Below are 16,263 nucleotides of genomic sequence, written 5' to 3'. Positions count from 1 at the left end.
TCTGTCGACTGAGTTCAATACCGTATTGCTTAAACATCGCTTCCTGGCGATACAGCGGTAACCCGTATTGGTATTTACTGGTGATAAGCTGACTGAGCAAACTGCTGGTTGCAATGCCTTTGTTGATGGGCATGGCAGGCATTGAGGCTTGTTTAATCTGTGTCTGAGTTGAGGATTTATCACAGTGACGGCAGGCGTATTTAGGCCTAATATGCTCAATCACTTTGATTTTAGCGGGTATGAACTCAAGCTTTTCTGACTTATCTTCACCCATTTTATGTAGCTCACCGCCACAGCAATCACAGGTTTTGTCGATGATGTCGTGAATAACCTGCTCACGAGGTAAGTCTTTTGGCAGTGCCTTACGCACCGGCTTTTTACGGGTATAGCTAATGGATTGTTGCTCTGCCTCAACTTCCTCAACAATTTCTTCCACTTCATTGAATAACTCGCCTTGCCCGGCAAAGCCTTCAGCACTTTTGCCGAATTGTTTTTGTTGGGCCAAGCTCCAGCGCTCTTCCAATGCCGCAATCTGGGCATCCTTCTGCGCTAACAGTTTTTCAAGTTCAGCAATGCGCTGTTTAAGGGCGAGTTCATTTTTCATGACGCCTATTTTAAGGCATCATCAAAGGCTTTGCAGTGCTAACTGAACTCACTTTGATGATCATCAATCGATCGCAAATATTAAAGCATTTTCTTACCTGCGACATCAATTTTACTGTGTCCAATCACATCATAACCCGATAATAACCAGTGTAATTGCTGCTCGCTTAAGGTCATGGTGGGTGACATGAGTTTGGGCCATTTGAACTTATGCTTATCTAATCGCTTATACCACAGTGCAAAACCGGTGTTATCCCAGTAAAGCAGTTTGAGTTTGTCACGGCCTTTATTACAAAACACAAATAGCGCACCACTGAGCACGGGTAGTTCAAGCTCTGCTTCCACCAACGCCGCCAGACCATTAATTGATTTTCGAAAATCAACGGCATCGGCACATAAATAGACGGTGGGTACATCAACGAACATCCTCATACCGTTAGCCCTTTAATAATGGCAACGATATCGGCCGTCGCTAAATCGATAGGAAACGTGAGTTGGCCGGTTAGCGTATCAAACTGCAGCGTATTTTGACGAGTTTGCGCGCAGACTTCAGTAGTTTGTTTTACCTGGACAAAACGTGATGATGTAAGGCACTGCGTGTGCACTGGCAAGGTGGAATTAGGCTGGTCTTTTGCCAGTAAAGCACGTTGTTTATAATAAGTCGTAATAGCGACATTATGGTGTTGGCAGAATTCAATATTAGTACCACTAAACGTACTGCGTTGCAGCAAAAGCTGCTGCCACTGTGCGCTTGTTCTGTAAGTTTTCATCACCTGCTCCGAATTTATCATTGAGCAGGTATTTTTAGATAATCAGAACATCGATGCTAGGTGTGGTTCGCTAGACGCTTACGGTATACTTGACGAAATGTTTAATGCTGAAGAATGCTTCTTTGTTGAAGTTGTTGATCTTCAAGATGCAAAAAACGTTTGGAATTATTATTTAAAGCGCCAAGCCGACAGTTCATCTTTTATTGGGGGTGACGTATTCATTAACTGCCAGTGTATTGCCATATTCTCGACAAATTTAAGGTGTTGGAACCCTCTCACAAAGGTAGCTTATTATAATAAGCTACCTTAAAATACTGAAATCCTGACGTAGTTGTCGGAAGACATTAATTTGAAACTTTTTTGCCTTCCCAGTTCGTTCCTTTTGTGTCAATAGAAGGTATGCATGACAATCATGATCAATACTTAGATTCAATCAACGTGCCTATCCAAAGAAAAATTGTGACAACAAAGATTGAAACTCACTTTTGGACAAAAACGCTTCAGAGTCGAATGACAGCTCTGTGGCAACAGCGGACACTCATAACCTTAGTCACTTGTTATGCATTTTCTGATTCGATATACCTGCATTTTGGAAATGCGCTACACCCTAAAAACTCGTTTCCAGCAGTTTTACCCTTTTTAGATGTTCTAGATATTAATTCTGAAGAACACTTAGGGCAAGTTTTAACAGCGGGGGCTTCTAACTCTTCTAACTCTACTAAAGGATGATTAATAGCATCATTTTGTAAGTTAGGTAAATATTGACTAAGTGCTTTCTGAATATCATTTACTGTATATGTGGCTTTAGCAACAAAACGTATTAAAGGAAAGTTAGCCGATTTACATGCGCCCTCTACAAAAGCATCTCGTTCTTTTTGTTTTGATTTGTTATGAGAACTGTCATCTAATTCAATGGCGCATAAAACTGATAAGTCGGCTTTATTGCAAAGAACAAAGTCAAAGTGCTTACTAGAAATTTTATTAAATGCTTTTTGCCAAATACTTCTCGCTGTTCCTTTTTTGGGAGTAAGAATATCTGCAACTCTAACCTTACCAAAAACAATAGTATCATCATCAATTGCTTGATTCAGAACACCCAAAAAGGATCGTTCTGCAGGAGTAAATAATACATCTAGCTTTCTGTAAGAAAATTCTGATTGCTCATCTGAACTTTGAGAAAGACGCTTCATTTTAATTTTAAAAATGATAAAAAGAACAACAGCAATTATTGCTAATATAATAAATTTCACGAGTTTTCCTTAATACATAACAGCTTATTGAACACCATTTTGGTGGTTTATAACACACCAAAACGGCGTGTATTACATACCTTGACAATTTCACCAATAATTACCTTTGTAAACAAGTAATTAAAATAGCTAGGAAGTAAGCTTGTTATTTTGCACCAAAGCGGCGGTTAATAATGTTATCGGACAAAATTAGGCTCCTACTCAAAAAAGCGGGAATAAATTTAACTTTTTCAGTGTCTGGTTATCGCTCAAAGCCGACCTATAAAGTAATTACTTTAACACGTTTGGGGCAAAAGCTTGTTAGAACAAAAGGCAGACTGAGACAAATAGCATCGAAAAGTTTCGAACTTTATTGTCATGGTTTTAGTATTTATTGTCGAGTTTCATAATTAATGTCCTCCAACAGTAGTGATCCGTACAAGGCATTTTCAGTGGTTGCACGTTTAGTGTTTAGTTATATCGTATTTATAAACTTATTTACGAGGGTTACTAATGAAAAAAATATTTATATTGGCTTGCCTAATCTCTGCGATTTGGAGTACTGAACCGATCACAGCTCAACTATTCAATAACTACAGTTATATAACTAATATGCCCGTTATTCGTTCCGCAAAAGTTATAGTAAAAGATTTTGTAGCAGACAAATTTGGTGATGATGTGGATGGATTTGAAATAAATAATGTATTTGAAAAATTAGAGAGTGCATGGGATGATTTACTCTCTAATTAACATGCAGTGTATTGGCCTATAACTAGGCCTTTTATATTTCTTTACCTAACTTCCAGCACTCCATTCCTGTTGAAGCTTGCCTCAGTGTTTCTAAGTTTCCTTTATTAATATCAAGAACTTTTTCATCTAGCTGTAGGCTCTCCCAAGACGATGGTGAATCACTTGTTATAGTTGTGGTGCCAATCACTTTATAAAGCCGCTGCAGTCGCTCTCTGTTCGCATTAACCTCAAACTGTGTCTCTACATATTCTTTCTGTAGGTTCTGGCAATCAGATTTCCATTTAGTTAATTCACGAGTCCCAATCTCTTGTTCTATCCAATTTTTAAAGACGTCATACTCAGTATTAAACTCTAAGTAGTCAAAGTTCGTTTTATGAGTAGAAATTTGAAGTGGCAAACACTGCTTTTCAAGCTCGTTTATCTTCTCGCTGATAATCGCAACACCTACATTTAAATGATTTGCCACTGCTTGTTCGTTGTAGATTGTTATTGCCAGTTTTTCTACGTCTTTTTTTTGCGCTATGAACATGGAATTTAAGCTTGGGGTTAACTCACTTATATTTGTTTCAATACCTGATAAGGACACATAACAATTTAAATCTTTTTGCTCTTTATCCGAAAGTTCTTTAACAGTGTTTATTAATGATGTTAGCTTTTCGCCGTTTCTAGCGTCACCCTTGTATGCTGGTGGTTCTTGGTGGTCAGGTAATATTTGAACGGAATGAGCGCTTAAACTCAGTGATGTTACTAAAAGTAATGGGATAACGCCTACGGACTTAATCATTTTACCTCAATATATTCCAAGTGCTTAATTGACTACGCATTTAAAGAAATGCGTTAAAAATTTATTATCAAGTTTAAAATTATAAAAAGCAATAACCGCTAATAGCCTTTAATAGTGTCTCAATCATCAAATCATAACTAAATGAAGGTTTATCCCCAAGAGTCTGTGGTTGCGCGTTTAGTAAATTGGTTTTAAATGGAATCATTATTAGCAATTATTGAAAAGGTTTAACTTTGATGAACAAAAATACAATGGCTGATTTTTCACTGGATACTTTAGTATATGTTTATAACTGTGCTGGTGAATTTGTTTTAGAGAATACATCACCACTCCATGATTTAGAGAAAGCAAAAGAACTGTTAAACATCAGCGAAACTCTTTCAGGCTTTGAATATTCTGTTGTAATGCGTTTTGGTGTAATGGGTATTATTGCTGAGCAAAAGTTCAGTGATGAATATAACAGAGATAAGGTGATCGATATTATGGGACCTCTTTACTCACAATTTAATGGTTCACATGGAGTGTCAGTTGGATTACTTGAAAGCGAAAATGAATTATGGCCACAAATATTTATCCCTGCAGACGTTGTTTTCAATAATCCAAAGCTCTTAAATCTAATTATTGAGAAATACGACTCTGCTATGCAAAACATAGAAGTTATCTACTAAATAAAGGGCTAAATCACACATTTATCTTGCGCCATCAAATTTTAGCGTTTAAATTACCCTCAGTTTAATCACTCTTTTAACGGAGGGTAATATGATATTGGTAATAGAGATAATTGGACTATACTCAATTATGACTGCTAGCTGGATAACTTACGCCTTTTACGCAACAAAAGATAAAACGTAACCTCTAATTAAAGAAGTTACGTTTACTTCAATCGGCAACAACTACATTCATAATTTCAAACATAAAGTTAGAAACTCCAGATTTATTATTTTCGTAGGGCAATACAGGTACTATCACTTTCCCTCCAGTTCCTGTTAAATCGTAATCCCAACTATATGTCTCACCGGGCTCGACCTTTTTTCCCATAATATTAACTGAAAAATCTGAGTCAGAACGTAATGTAAAGTTTACTGGAGTCGAACCACTTAAAAGCTGCCCATCATTCCCCCTAAGCGACGATGTTGTTATTTGGTATAGTGGTGAGTCATTTCGTGTTAATAGCAGCTTATTGCTCGTTAGAAGTACCCCATCTTCTAATTCAACAACGTTTGCTGGTATATATTGAATAACAACTGTTTTGAAGCTTTTATTTAAATACTCATCCTCTGCGTCAATAGTCAAATTGTAACTATCTTCTCTCTCACTCACAGGAAATAGACGCGGGTACTCAAGCGTGAATTTATTTTGTTCTTGCTCAATCCAATCTAGCTTTACTTTATCTTTAGCTGGGCCGCCGGTCATCTCTATAGATGTGATATGAGATTTACTTGCATCCGTTAAGATAATACTTAAGGACTCAAGCCCTTTTACAATATCGAAGTTTTCAAGATTATCAGTTTGGTTTACAACGCTTATGGCTGGTGGTGTATTATCACTCTTTAATTCGCCAACAGTTTGTTCTGCTTTATTGCCCGCACTATCGTAAGCAACTGCTGATATTTCATACTCACCGTCGGGCAGTGACGTTAAGTTTGAGTTAAATATAAAGTAAGGACTTTGTATTTGTTCAACGTTTGAATTTATGATTGTAGTTTCACCCGTAACTTTATTTTTTGCAGAGGCCACAACTGCAGCTATTCTAAAATCACCATAAGGATTGAAACCGTCATGGTTCCAAACTTTACCTGAGACAATCTTATTTACTTCATCTAGTGATGTGCTCTCAAATTTAGGCGGGGTAAAATCAAATTTAAATATAACAGTGTATGAACCGAATAAACTAGTTCCTTCCTTGTAGGATTGAATACCGTAGTTTGTATGTATGATTTTTCCATCAAGTTCTTCTAGCTTAGTGTTGTAGGTAATAGTGCAATTATCTTGGCCAGATGGCACTGTACAACTGGCTGAGCCAAAATCAGAAACCACTCTTTGATTGTATGACTGAGGTTTAACACGTACATTGAGTGACTTTAATTCTGACCAATTACTAGGGTTCCCTACCATTGCGTTATAATAACCTCCCTTAGGCAAAGTGCTTCTTAACGAAGACTGAAATGAATTCAGCTCACTTCCAAGCTCAAAAGACTTATCATCAAAAGTTATAGTAGCCCCATAAATCGTAGCTGGGCGCGCATCTTCGCTAAAATTATTACCTATATTGATATAACCCGTGCATAGACTTCCAGCGGAGACCCTTATACCCGTTAACGCGCCAGTATCTGTAGCTATTTTGCTAACTGTTTTATAATAAGCGTATTGGTCATCAACAGCTATTGGCGTCGTTTGAGTATCAAAATTACCGTAGGTTATGTCATAACCGTAAAGGTTGTTTTTTACGCGACTCACATCAATTGGAATGCGTAGAATGACTGAAGTTGGATTGGTTGGTATAACATCCCCAGGAGTAAAAGCACGAAACCCCTGTGTATTTGGAATACCGGGAATGCCATTAGATGTTGGATCTAATATCCCTATTGGTTGCTGAAAAGTATCCCTGTACGCACTAAGAGGCTTATCTTTGCCAAAGTCACACGTTATCCATTGATATTCCTTTTCCTTATCCACGATGTTACCCGCTTCATCTTCTATACTTAACTTTACTTTTACCTCTGAACTGTAATGAGGAAAAAGCCCCTGTAAACCGTTTAGCAGCATCGTGTAGTTGGGCCTTTGAAAAATGGCTGAGGTACCTGAAATTACAGCCTCATAACTTCCAAATTCTTCCCACTTTCCGTTTTCTTTTTCATAGACAATGTAAGAGGCGTTCTTTATCGGTGCACCAGTAATATCAAAGCTGTTTTCTATTGATAATGTTTCCCTTACTGGCAAAGTTTGCTCTCCGTTAAAAGTCCATTTAGGGTCGTTGTACTTCTTAGACGAGTAGAGTGCTTTATACTCACCGATTTCAGGTCCTGATAAATCAATATACACATCTAAACCTTCTGATTTGACTAGCAACCCGTCAATATCATAAACATTTTGAATGATTTCATATCTAGTATTATCTGATAGCGTCGGTAATGAGTAAACTTGGCCATAGAAATCATTACCCAGCGAGTTCGAGATGCGATCTTTAACAGTTATATAATCAGACTTTTCATCATAGATAACGAATCCCGCATTTTTTTCCTTTACTATAATTTCTGTCTTTCTATCTAACCCCGCAGATACACCAATCTTTATATCTGATTTTTTGTTTATAAAATCCTGTGGCGAAATAACACCTCTATCAGGCAAACCGAAATAAATTATTTCAGCGTGGCTTGGGCTTATGAAGCAACTAGATGCAACTAAACCAAATAAAGTCTTTTTCATGGCATGGCTTTTTTGTGAAACATATTTCAATAATAAGCTTAGATTCACCTGTCTGCGGCGATTTTACAGGGCTAATACTAACTACAAAATAATTTTATTATTATTAATTTGATGTATTGCGGGATTTTTGATTGAAAGTAATCTATTTAAATTACGAGTAAACTGGAGTGCGCTATGCATTTTTATAACTACAAAACTGGAAAATTAACGTTATCGAAAAACCCTATTACAGAGGCTAAATCCCCAGATACGCCATTACGCCTTCTATTAGAAACCCTATCGCCATCTCTTAGAAGTCGGTTTAAAGGAGTAAAGCTAAACCCTAAGCTGGGTTTTAACACAGCCACCAGCTTTTACACAGTTGAGCAGTTATACGTGTGGCTTGGGGGTTATAATAAAAAAATTTATGGTAATCAGCGCCTACCTTATATGTCATATTTGATTACTGGCTTTAATCGTAAGTTAGAAATTAATGATTTGATCTTGAATTGTGCCCAATATCCGCAAGAATATATTAAGCAGCCTAACAACATATGACAGAAAATTAAGCACCCATCAAACGCATTCATAGAGTGTTTGCTTTGTACAGAGCAATATATTTTACGGGTGCATTATTTCTAAGGGCTGGTGGATTACTTACACAATTCATTCTTTCTAATCTTAATAAAACCGCCCTCTAAATCCCAGCCTGAATCTAACGCTTCATGTAATGGTGTCATTACAAGATGGTCCAGATTACTGACTAAATTTATATTTGTTATATTATGTTCTGAAGGAATGGCGAATACATTGTATCCATTGACCTCAGAATAAACGAGCCATGCACATATCTCTATAGGTAATGGTTCGTGGTAATTTTGTCTTTTGATGGAGCTATGCTTTTCAGCTAATCTTGGTAGTAACTTAGTCGCCAAATCTACAGACATTGATAATTGATCAATATCATCATTTGCCTCCCCACTAAAGCGTCTACAAGCAATAGGCAACCACACGTTTACGTGAGGCGTTATACACACCCAAGGAACGAAATGTGGGTTATCTATAACAGACTCCCCGAAGGTAACAAGAGGCTTAAGCATTCCCCTATTACATGATTCTGAAATTAGTATATAAGAGGTAATTTCAATAAATTCAGATAATTTCAAACGGTATTCTACGGGGATAGAGTTTGGCATTATTAGCTTTAAACTACTCATCGTAGCTGATAGTGAATCTATAAACTCACTATCACACGGTATTGGTTTAGGCATTAAGCAGTTTATATAACTCATTACTTATCCTTGTTAATAAATCTTCCTAATTATCATATTACATTAAAGCCTTTAATATTTCATCGCGAAAGCCTAATCCATCGGTAATAACCCAATCACCCTTTCTAGCCATCATATCTTTTTGTGTGTTTATGCTTAGAGAGTCAATCGCTTCAGCAATAATTTGCTCACCTAATAATAAGTCGAACATTAAAAATACCAGCTCTTCATCTATAGCTTTTAGTTCGCGCTTATTTTTAAATGAAAATTGAATAAGTAACTTTTCGTTACTAGGGTTTTTCTTAATTGCACACTTAGCATTAACTAGACAATCAGATGTTTCACCCGCGATACTAGGCATTCCATACTGTCTACATAGATCTAACATCCAATTATCTGTTACCTCTAGTTCCCAGCCTAATGCCGGTAATCTATAAGGAGTAACCATAGACTTTAAATTTGCAGGACAATTCTCAGCAATTTTTATAGCAGCTTTACGACCTTCACCTTTTTCTTTAGACGTTACTATAATTGCATCAACCTTTGCTTCTAACATTTCAATGTTGAACTCTACTTGTAAAGCTGGGTGTAATTTCTTAACCTCTTCATTAATAACGTTGTAGCGTAGTTTAAACTCTTCGTTGTGCCCCAACTTAACGCATTGCTCAAGATAGCCGATATGTGATGGAAATTTAGCCCAAAATTCATTAATACTCTTCATTTACTATTGGCACCTTTTTGATATTTTATTTTTACTAGGTTTACTAAGAACCCGAAAGCTGAATCTAAGTTAACGCACTCTTTAAAACGCGCAACCCGTAAATAATTAAAAAAGGGAAGCATTGCTTCCCTTGGCTGGTGGATATTAATTTTAATTATCGATTAACTCGCTAGCATTTTTTCAAGCTCTTCTTCACTGTAATACTGGTCATCTTCTTTAGTCACTTTACTGCTGTTATGCTTTTCTTTATCTATTACAGCCTGAATAGCATTCGCAATAGTCATGCCGGCCGATCTAAATGAGTCGATAGCTGCCAATTCATTACCATCTGTAGTAAACATTAACTGCTGGTATCTTGGTACGAACAACCGGCAAACTTCACGAGCACTACCTGTACGTATATAAAGCTCTGAGTATTGGCCTTTTACAGTATGCACAGATTTCAACAAGGCGAAGTCCGTTTCATTACCATCAAACTGTTTATTAGCACGTACCTTTTCTATTACTTCAGGTTCTTGTCGTAGAAACACTTTAAATTGGGAATTATCAGCCATAGCCCGACCAACTTCTGTTTCGTATGCATCTGAGATAGACTGTGTTATACATATACCTGCAGCCTGATATTTTCGGAACCGGCGCCAGCCAGCTTCAAGGAATTCAGCCACTGCCAAACCTGCCCCCCCTTTTATCTTAATGTACTCCCAGGCCTCGTCTAAAATAAATAACTTATTACGATCTTTTCCACTTAAGAACATTTCATGTTGAATACAACTTATGCATTGAAGTAAAACTGCAATCTGTAAATTTTTTCTTGATTTTAATTCTTCTAATTCAATTACAACAAAGTCACCTGAGAAATCCACTGGAGGATTTTTATCATCAAAAAACTCTCCGTAAGGTCCACCCACACACCATGGCTCTAATTGGTACCCAATATCTTGAACTCGTGGATCAGGGTCAATTTTACATAACCCTGCAAAGTCATCAATTGTAGAGTCGTTTCTTTTCTCTTCCCATAGCATATTCAAAAGCACATTCATTCGTGCAGTTTGATAATCGGTTAAAGTACCTGAAGGTGATGCCATAAACTTTAATAAAGACAAAACCATATCGCCTTGGCCATCTTTACCAGCAAACTCGTGTATTGACTTGAACGGGTTTAATGAATACTTAAAATTAGCACCAAATTCTAAGAAACGCCCGTTATAGAGCTCACATAACTTTTCGTAACTTCGTCCAACATCGATAATGAATACACGCCCCCTATCTAGTGGTTTTTCGTTAGCTGGTAACTCTTGATCCCTAAACAGATTACCGCCACCTATATTTCCAGATGTAAGAACGTTTGATACTAAGTAGTTTATCCAAAATGATTTACCAGAGCCTGAAGCTGCTGCAGTAAACATATTGTAGTTACCATCTGAGGTGAATGGGTCAAAACAAAACAACTGACCGTCACGCGTAACCAGGGGAACTGTTGGACGACCTAAGCCATTACCTTTCCAAGATGCTATCATTGGTGTAATGAACTTTAATGTATCTGACGTAAAACGGTTGAATCGGTGAAAGTTTTTAACACTCGCTTCGTCTAGGCCCATAGGTAGTGATGATAGATACAGTGGTAAACAAATATATCTGTCCTCAACAAACTTCCACTTTCTCTTTGATGCGAAAGATTGAACATCCATAACTGCGCGTTCAGCATTCGCTCTGTTTTCACTAAAAACAGTCATCTGCAAGTAACAGTTGGCTACTTGAGCGCCCTTATGCTCCAAAGATGAGTAAAATGCATCATAATCTTTCTTTTGAAACCTAAGTCTATCTACCCATTTAGCTAGTGGACCCGAAGCTTGGTGAGTTAACCAGCTACGGTTTTTAACAAACTCAGCATTTGCTTTTTCTTGATTGGGAAAGTGAATATTTAAGGTCATTAAAAATGGTTCTCTTAAACCTTCTCGCCCTCTTCTCCAATCACAAACTAAATCATACATATCACCAAAGGTCAGAACTTCAGGGAAACGTTGAACTGATAGCAGCTTTACAAAAGAACCCTCGCCATTTTCACTGTCACCAAATTCTATACCGTCTTGATGAACTACAGCTCGGTTGCCCCTTTCCATAACCTGATAACGAAGTGGCAAACCCGCATCGTGGCCACAAACCCCTTTTCGCCAATCAGCATCTTTACCTTGGTTATGTATAATCTGCATTCTATGGACATACAACTCAGCCGTCATATCCTGCGGGTGGGCACCAATAGACTCAAGGGTAGATTGTAATTGTAAATACATTCTACGCATTGACTTGAGCTCTTCTTTCGAAGGCTCTTGTTTCTTAGTAGGCATTTTGAACGAGACCCAAACTTCATAGTCACGAACTTTAAGGCCAGTTGCTTCATGCAAAGGACTATCTACGCTTGCTTCATAATATTTATGTGTTGTTCTACCAATTTCATCATAAAGCTCACCCATCTCACCTTCAGCTCGACCTTCACGGATATTACCAAATCGGTCTAAGATCCACTTAATATATGGCGAACCAAATAGACTTACTTGCATAAAACTATCATCAGGGAATTGGCGTTGATATAAGTCATCAAGTGCGTTCATTAAATCAGAGTTCACACCTGTCAGTGGCTGGCATATAAAGGTAAAACCAATATACCCACCATCTAATATATAACCCTTCATTTCTGGTATGTATTCCAACACAGGTAGAACATCCCCGTATTGGTTGTGAGCTATTAACCCATTATACTTGTCTAATATTCCAGCCACGATATAACCTTATCTGTTCACAGCTTTACGCTGAATGATGCCCATGCCGTTATCACCTGAAGGGTTGTTTTTATGCTCTTCGGTAAGCGATTGCTTTCTGATACTCAAAGGAGTAATTCTTGCTGGATTTTCACTTGCGCCTCGACCAATAACCCATTTACGCTTTTCTATTTCTGCGTAGGTGTAGCCTGGCATATGCAATCTACCAAAATCATCTTCCCAAGAATTAACTAACACTCTAAGTATCTTCGCCTTCTGCCTTACGGCAATTGGTTCTGGTGCTGCTAACGTATCTCTGTTCTGTTTATAGTCTGTATAAATGGCTCTACGCTCTTCAGGTGTTCCACCCGGATATTTAGGCGTAACATGCACTTCATCACCATCTTCATTGATTACTGTATGGCCCTTGCTTTTCTGCTCTTTAATTTTGTCTTCGTTGGTTAACGAATTTTTATTATTAGTCATTTCCCAAACATCGCGGGCACTGGTACACGTTACACCGCCGTTTATAGCTTCAGGACACTCTGTAGGTGGTTCACCTACTTCCAGAAAGCTAGCACAACCACTCAAGGTGATAAGGGCAAGCGATATAATGTATGGTTTCGTGAGGCTTAACATGTTATTTGACATTAACTGTTCCTAAGTTTTCTGTAGTTCTAGACATAAATTCTTCTAAGCTATTAGGTGTGCCGGGGTTTTGTAATCCATCGCCTCGTATAAGATGCGGTAAACCTTTTATGTGCAATAAACTTGCTAAACCAAGGCTCTTAACTATTGGACTCCGATCACATGTTGCAAACAGATTTCCTTCTGATGGTTTACCATTAATTAAGTCATTTAGAGATTGCTCTTGATTCTTACGGCACCATAATTTTGTAGCCTCAATCTGTGATTTATCACCAAGCAACGGTGTCAGTACGATTTCAAATGAATACTTATCTGCTAAAGCACGCATTTGGTCGAAAAGCTTTTGATTATAATCACCCAGTGGATCTACAAGGATAGTTACATCAGGTAGCTTTTTGTTTGCACCAAATCTGTAACTAGCTAAATCGCCTTTTTTTATTCCAAACCGAGATAATGTGACCAACCATGAGGCTTTTGCATCCGAGAGAGTTTTGATTGGTCTTTTATTCCATAAGTCATAGACTTCTACATCACCACGTATAGCTATACGTGCATCCGTATCCATTAATATATGGTGGCCATCTTCTCCTTCCATCATTACCAAATTATTGACTGGTAATATGTGAGTCCAATTAAGTTTATTGAAGCTATTCAAAGCGTTTTTTATATCTTGGTCACTCATTGAATCAGTTAGTGCTTGTCTTGCGTCTACCGCAGTATTCTTTGTCTTTGCGATACGCTCAGCTTGTTCTAGTAATGGATCAGCAGCAACCGAACAGCATACTAACAATGTTACACTAACGCTTATAATTGATTTTGAAAGTTTAAACCGCTTCAATTTAATTCCTAATGAATTACTAATGTATGAAGTTTAATTTAAAACAAAACGCGATACGTTGATTTTGTAGGCCTATATAAGGGGAGTTATTCAAGGGAGGGTTAAAAAACCCTTAATTATGTATATTAAGGGCTGTTTGTTTAGTTCAGTAATTCGTTTGTCATTTTAAGAGTATCTTCAGCCTCTGAGATTTCGGCACTTGTCGGAACTGTAAATCCAACATCTACCATGCCTTCTATTGTCACGTAGTAACATTTAGAATCACTTAGCTTAACTCTCTCACAGGTTTTTAATTCTTCAGCTAAAATGTTCGTACTAACTACTTGTGGTATAGAAGAGTTTTCATCTGTATCCATGCCACCAGCACCAGTCATATGAAGAGTGAGCGAGAATTTTTTTTGGGCATCAAGTTGTAATTGCTTATTCGCTTTGTTTATAGCTCGTAAACGCCCACTTGATTCTGTATCAGAAGCTGTAAGCTTGTATTCTACTTGGCTTTCTACTCGTTTGTGATTGCTCTCTGCATTCACGTTTAATGTTGTACAACCTACTAATAATAAAGTAAATAATGTTTTGGAATGTTTGTGCATGACTGCGACTCCTAGCTAACTTGCTTCTAATTAGAACAGGTTTGTATTCTTCTGCAAGTTCTCTTTGATACTCAATACAGGGAGATTAAATCACATTTATCTAATCCCCGCTGTTTGCGATTATTTTTTGTTTAACATCTCTTTCATTTTTTCTGGAGTGGGTACTTGACCGGCATAATTACCAGTGTCACCAATAACAGAGGCTTTATCTATTACCAAGTATCCATTTTCGTTATAGTACTGTATTGATGTCTCAACAGCTTTAAATGCAAGCTCATCTGAACGCCCCGCCCATTGCATTGCCGTCTTTGCTAAGTCTAAGGTTACAATTTTAGGGGTAACCGCAACTTGCTTCGAAAGAAAATCAATCTTCTTATCTAGCTGTTCTATTTTATCTTCATAAGACGACTGTTGTAGGTAAAACATTGCAACTGTAAGTACGGTAACGACGTTGACACCTATAAAGAATGCGAAAACTTTTGATTTATTCATTTAAACTCTCTGTAATTTAAGTGCTTAGACTATTCTAAGCGAATGCTTGAGCCTCGTTGAACAATGAAGTCAATGTTGATGCCCGGATTTACTTCTATATATGGCTTCATTTGTTCTGCGATTTCTATGTAATAATCTGCAAGCCTATTCATTGCATCTCCAGCACCCTGTAAAGCTGCAGAACCAGCTAATGTTTTCATGGCCTCTTGTGATTGAAATACACCATAAGCACCAGTTCTATTATCGCCAATACTTATTGTTGATGTACCAGCAAGGTCTGCGATACCAGCTAAGAAACCAGCCCATGCACTTTTCATAGCAGCTTCACTGTTTTTAGAAACTAAGCGTCCCGGTATTCCATTTCGACCATCGGCACCTACAGCGAATGCATTTAAGTTCGCTTCAACAGCCTTACCTTCATCTGTAACACAACTTATTGCTTCAGCTCTTAAGTATGCACGTCTACTTGAAATATCACCGATAGCAGACGAGATAATTACACATTCACGAATATCAGCTCTGAAGTTATTTGGAAGTAATGCTTCACGTTTTATTCTAAGTACTGATGGAAACGGATCACTCTTTACTGAGCTACCTGTTGGCACATCCATACCAGTTATCAATACACCGCTGATCATGCTTCCTGCAGGTAAAAATAACTCCAATGGCTCAGGTTTTTTTTCCTTAGGCTCTTCTTTAACAATCTCTTCTTCTTCAGGTTTTCTACCCTCAGGAGTTTGATCCAACATGTTGCCTTGGGCATCCTGAAAAAAGTCACCTTTGTTACTTATCGTTCTTATACCAATAGATGAGCTATCGATAGTTTTCCTTGGCACAATTTTCTGCATTGCCCCACCCATTGGATTTGAAGGTGGTTGCATGACAGGGTTATTTTGTTGCTGTGTTACCTCAGGGTTTTTCCCATACATTTGTTTTCCAGCTGGTTCGGGTGAAAATGTATTCTTAACAGGCTTACTTTGACTAATTAAGTCATCATTAGCAGTTTTCTGAATTTCAAGCTCTCGCTCCAAGTCATTTGTCTTAAACTTAAGTGAATCTAGCTCTTTCAAAAAACGGCTTTCCATCATTTTCATTTCTTCTTCGCGCTCATCAATTGATTTTTCGCGCTCTGCCATCTGTCCTTCCATTAAATCGTAAATTTCATCCATACGATTTTCTTCAATAGAATCTGCACCAGATGAAGTAAAGAAATTAGCCTCCACTTTCTTTTTCTTACCAACTTTAAATTCAGTTTTATCTATAGGTTCTCCACCGTTGTCTAAATCATCGGTATTAAATGCAATAGTACACATAACACCAAGTAATACAGCTCCAATACATGCGTATCTAACTTTAGGATTTTCCCATTGTGTAAACAGCGCTGCCTTTATTTTTATAGTATCCAT

At 37.6% G+C, this 16,263-nt stretch carries 17 protein-coding genes; 3 read left to right on the top strand and 14 right to left on the bottom strand.

The window, feature by feature from the left end; all coding sequences use genetic code 11:
• From L655_RS0115615 to L655_RS1000000128070, 4 genes are all read right to left on the bottom strand, one after another.
• A partial coding sequence (locus tag L655_RS0115615) for an IS66 family transposase zinc-finger binding domain-containing protein (protein ID WP_024604010.1) occupies nt 1-604 on the bottom strand: 604 nt, incomplete at its 3' end.
• 80 nt (nt 605-684) lie between these two features.
• Nucleotides 685-1,029, bottom strand: a complete 345-nt coding sequence (tnpB, locus tag L655_RS0115610) for an IS66 family insertion sequence element accessory protein TnpB (RefSeq protein WP_158001052.1) — start codon at nt 1,027-1,029, stop codon at nt 685-687.
• 2 nt (nt 1,030-1,031) lie between these two features.
• Nucleotides 1,032-1,373: a hypothetical protein gene (locus L655_RS0115605; RefSeq protein ID WP_024591408.1), complete on the bottom strand. Its 342-nt coding sequence runs from the start codon at nt 1,371-1,373 to the stop codon at nt 1,032-1,034.
• A 557-nt stretch (nt 1,374-1,930) separates the two neighbouring features.
• Nucleotides 1,931-2,623 (bottom strand): DUF2726 domain-containing protein, encoded by a 693-nt coding sequence (locus L655_RS1000000128070; RefSeq protein ID WP_024605536.1) that lies wholly within the window; start codon nt 2,621-2,623, stop codon nt 1,931-1,933.
• 492 nt (nt 2,624-3,115) lie between these two features.
• Here L655_RS1000000128070 and L655_RS0115590 point away from each other — a divergent pair, with 492 nt between their 5' ends.
• Entirely contained in the window at nt 3,116-3,352 is a 237-nt protein-coding gene (locus L655_RS0115590; RefSeq protein ID WP_024605535.1) for a hypothetical protein, read from the top strand.
• 31 nt (nt 3,353-3,383) lie between these two features.
• Here the strand turns inward: L655_RS0115590 and L655_RS0115585 are convergent, their stop codons facing one another.
• The gene (locus L655_RS0115585) at nt 3,384-4,136 is read right to left on the bottom strand and encodes a hypothetical protein (protein WP_024605534.1); all 753 of its coding nucleotides are present in this window, start codon (nt 4,134-4,136) and stop codon (nt 3,384-3,386) included.
• 236 nt (nt 4,137-4,372) lie between these two features.
• Here L655_RS0115585 and L655_RS0115580 point away from each other — a divergent pair, with 236 nt between their 5' ends.
• Nucleotides 4,373-4,804, top strand: coding sequence for a hypothetical protein (locus L655_RS0115580; protein ID WP_024605533.1), 432 nt, complete (start codon nt 4,373-4,375; stop codon nt 4,802-4,804).
• A gap of 211 nt (nt 4,805-5,015) precedes the next feature.
• Here L655_RS0115580 and L655_RS0115575 read toward each other — a convergent pair whose 3' ends face one another.
• On the bottom strand, nt 5,016-7,562 hold the full coding sequence (locus L655_RS0115575; protein WP_024605532.1) for an Ig-like domain-containing protein: 2,547 nt from the start codon (nt 7,560-7,562) through the stop codon (nt 5,016-5,018).
• 174 nt (nt 7,563-7,736) lie between these two features.
• Here L655_RS0115575 and L655_RS0115570 point away from each other — a divergent pair, with 174 nt between their 5' ends.
• Complete coding sequence (locus tag L655_RS0115570; RefSeq protein WP_024605531.1) at nt 7,737-8,099, top strand: hypothetical protein; 363 nt, start codon at nt 7,737-7,739, stop codon at nt 8,097-8,099.
• A 95-nt stretch (nt 8,100-8,194) separates the two neighbouring features.
• Here L655_RS0115570 and L655_RS0115565 read toward each other — a convergent pair whose 3' ends face one another.
• The 8 genes from L655_RS0115565 to L655_RS1000000126295 all read right to left on the bottom strand — a co-directional run bounded on the left by L655_RS0115565 (nt 8,195) and on the right by L655_RS1000000126295 (nt 16,263).
• Nucleotides 8,195-8,833 (bottom strand): hypothetical protein, encoded by a 639-nt coding sequence (locus L655_RS0115565; protein ID WP_024605530.1) that lies wholly within the window; start codon nt 8,831-8,833, stop codon nt 8,195-8,197.
• Nucleotides 8,834-8,870: 37 nt separating this feature from the next.
• A complete protein-coding gene (locus L655_RS0115560) occupies nt 8,871-9,533 on the bottom strand; it encodes a hypothetical protein (protein ID WP_024605529.1) in 663 nt (220 codons plus the stop codon).
• A 161-nt stretch (nt 9,534-9,694) separates the two neighbouring features.
• Nucleotides 9,695-12,244: a type IV secretion system protein TraC gene (gene traC / locus L655_RS0115550; RefSeq protein ID WP_275041166.1), complete on the bottom strand. Its 2,550-nt coding sequence runs from the start codon at nt 12,242-12,244 to the stop codon at nt 9,695-9,697.
• 75 nt (nt 12,245-12,319) lie between these two features.
• Nucleotides 12,320-12,940, bottom strand: a complete 621-nt coding sequence (locus L655_RS0115545; protein ID WP_024605527.1) for a TraV family lipoprotein — start codon at nt 12,938-12,940, stop codon at nt 12,320-12,322.
• A complete protein-coding gene (locus L655_RS0115540) occupies nt 12,930-13,775 on the bottom strand; it encodes a hypothetical protein (RefSeq protein ID WP_024605526.1) in 846 nt (281 codons plus the stop codon). Before L655_RS0115540 ends, L655_RS0115545 begins: the two co-directional genes overlap by 11 nt.
• A 140-nt stretch (nt 13,776-13,915) precedes the next feature.
• Nucleotides 13,916-14,365, bottom strand: a complete 450-nt coding sequence (locus tag L655_RS0115535; protein WP_024605525.1) for a hypothetical protein — start codon at nt 14,363-14,365, stop codon at nt 13,916-13,918.
• 120 nt (nt 14,366-14,485) lie between these two features.
• Nucleotides 14,486-14,857, bottom strand: coding sequence for a hypothetical protein (locus tag L655_RS0115530; protein ID WP_024605524.1), 372 nt, complete (start codon nt 14,855-14,857; stop codon nt 14,486-14,488).
• A gap of 29 nt (nt 14,858-14,886) precedes the next feature.
• Nucleotides 14,887-16,263 (bottom strand): TraB/VirB10 family protein, encoded by a 1,377-nt coding sequence (locus L655_RS1000000126295; protein WP_050582214.1) that lies wholly within the window; start codon nt 16,261-16,263, stop codon nt 14,887-14,889.

The sequence above is a fragment of the Pseudoalteromonas sp. TAE79 genome (assembly GCF_000498015.1).
Taxonomy (GTDB): Bacteria; Pseudomonadota; Gammaproteobacteria; order Enterobacterales; family Alteromonadaceae; genus Pseudoalteromonas.
Note: the sequence above shows the minus strand (reverse complement) of the source record. Positions and strands in the feature narration are given on the sequence as shown.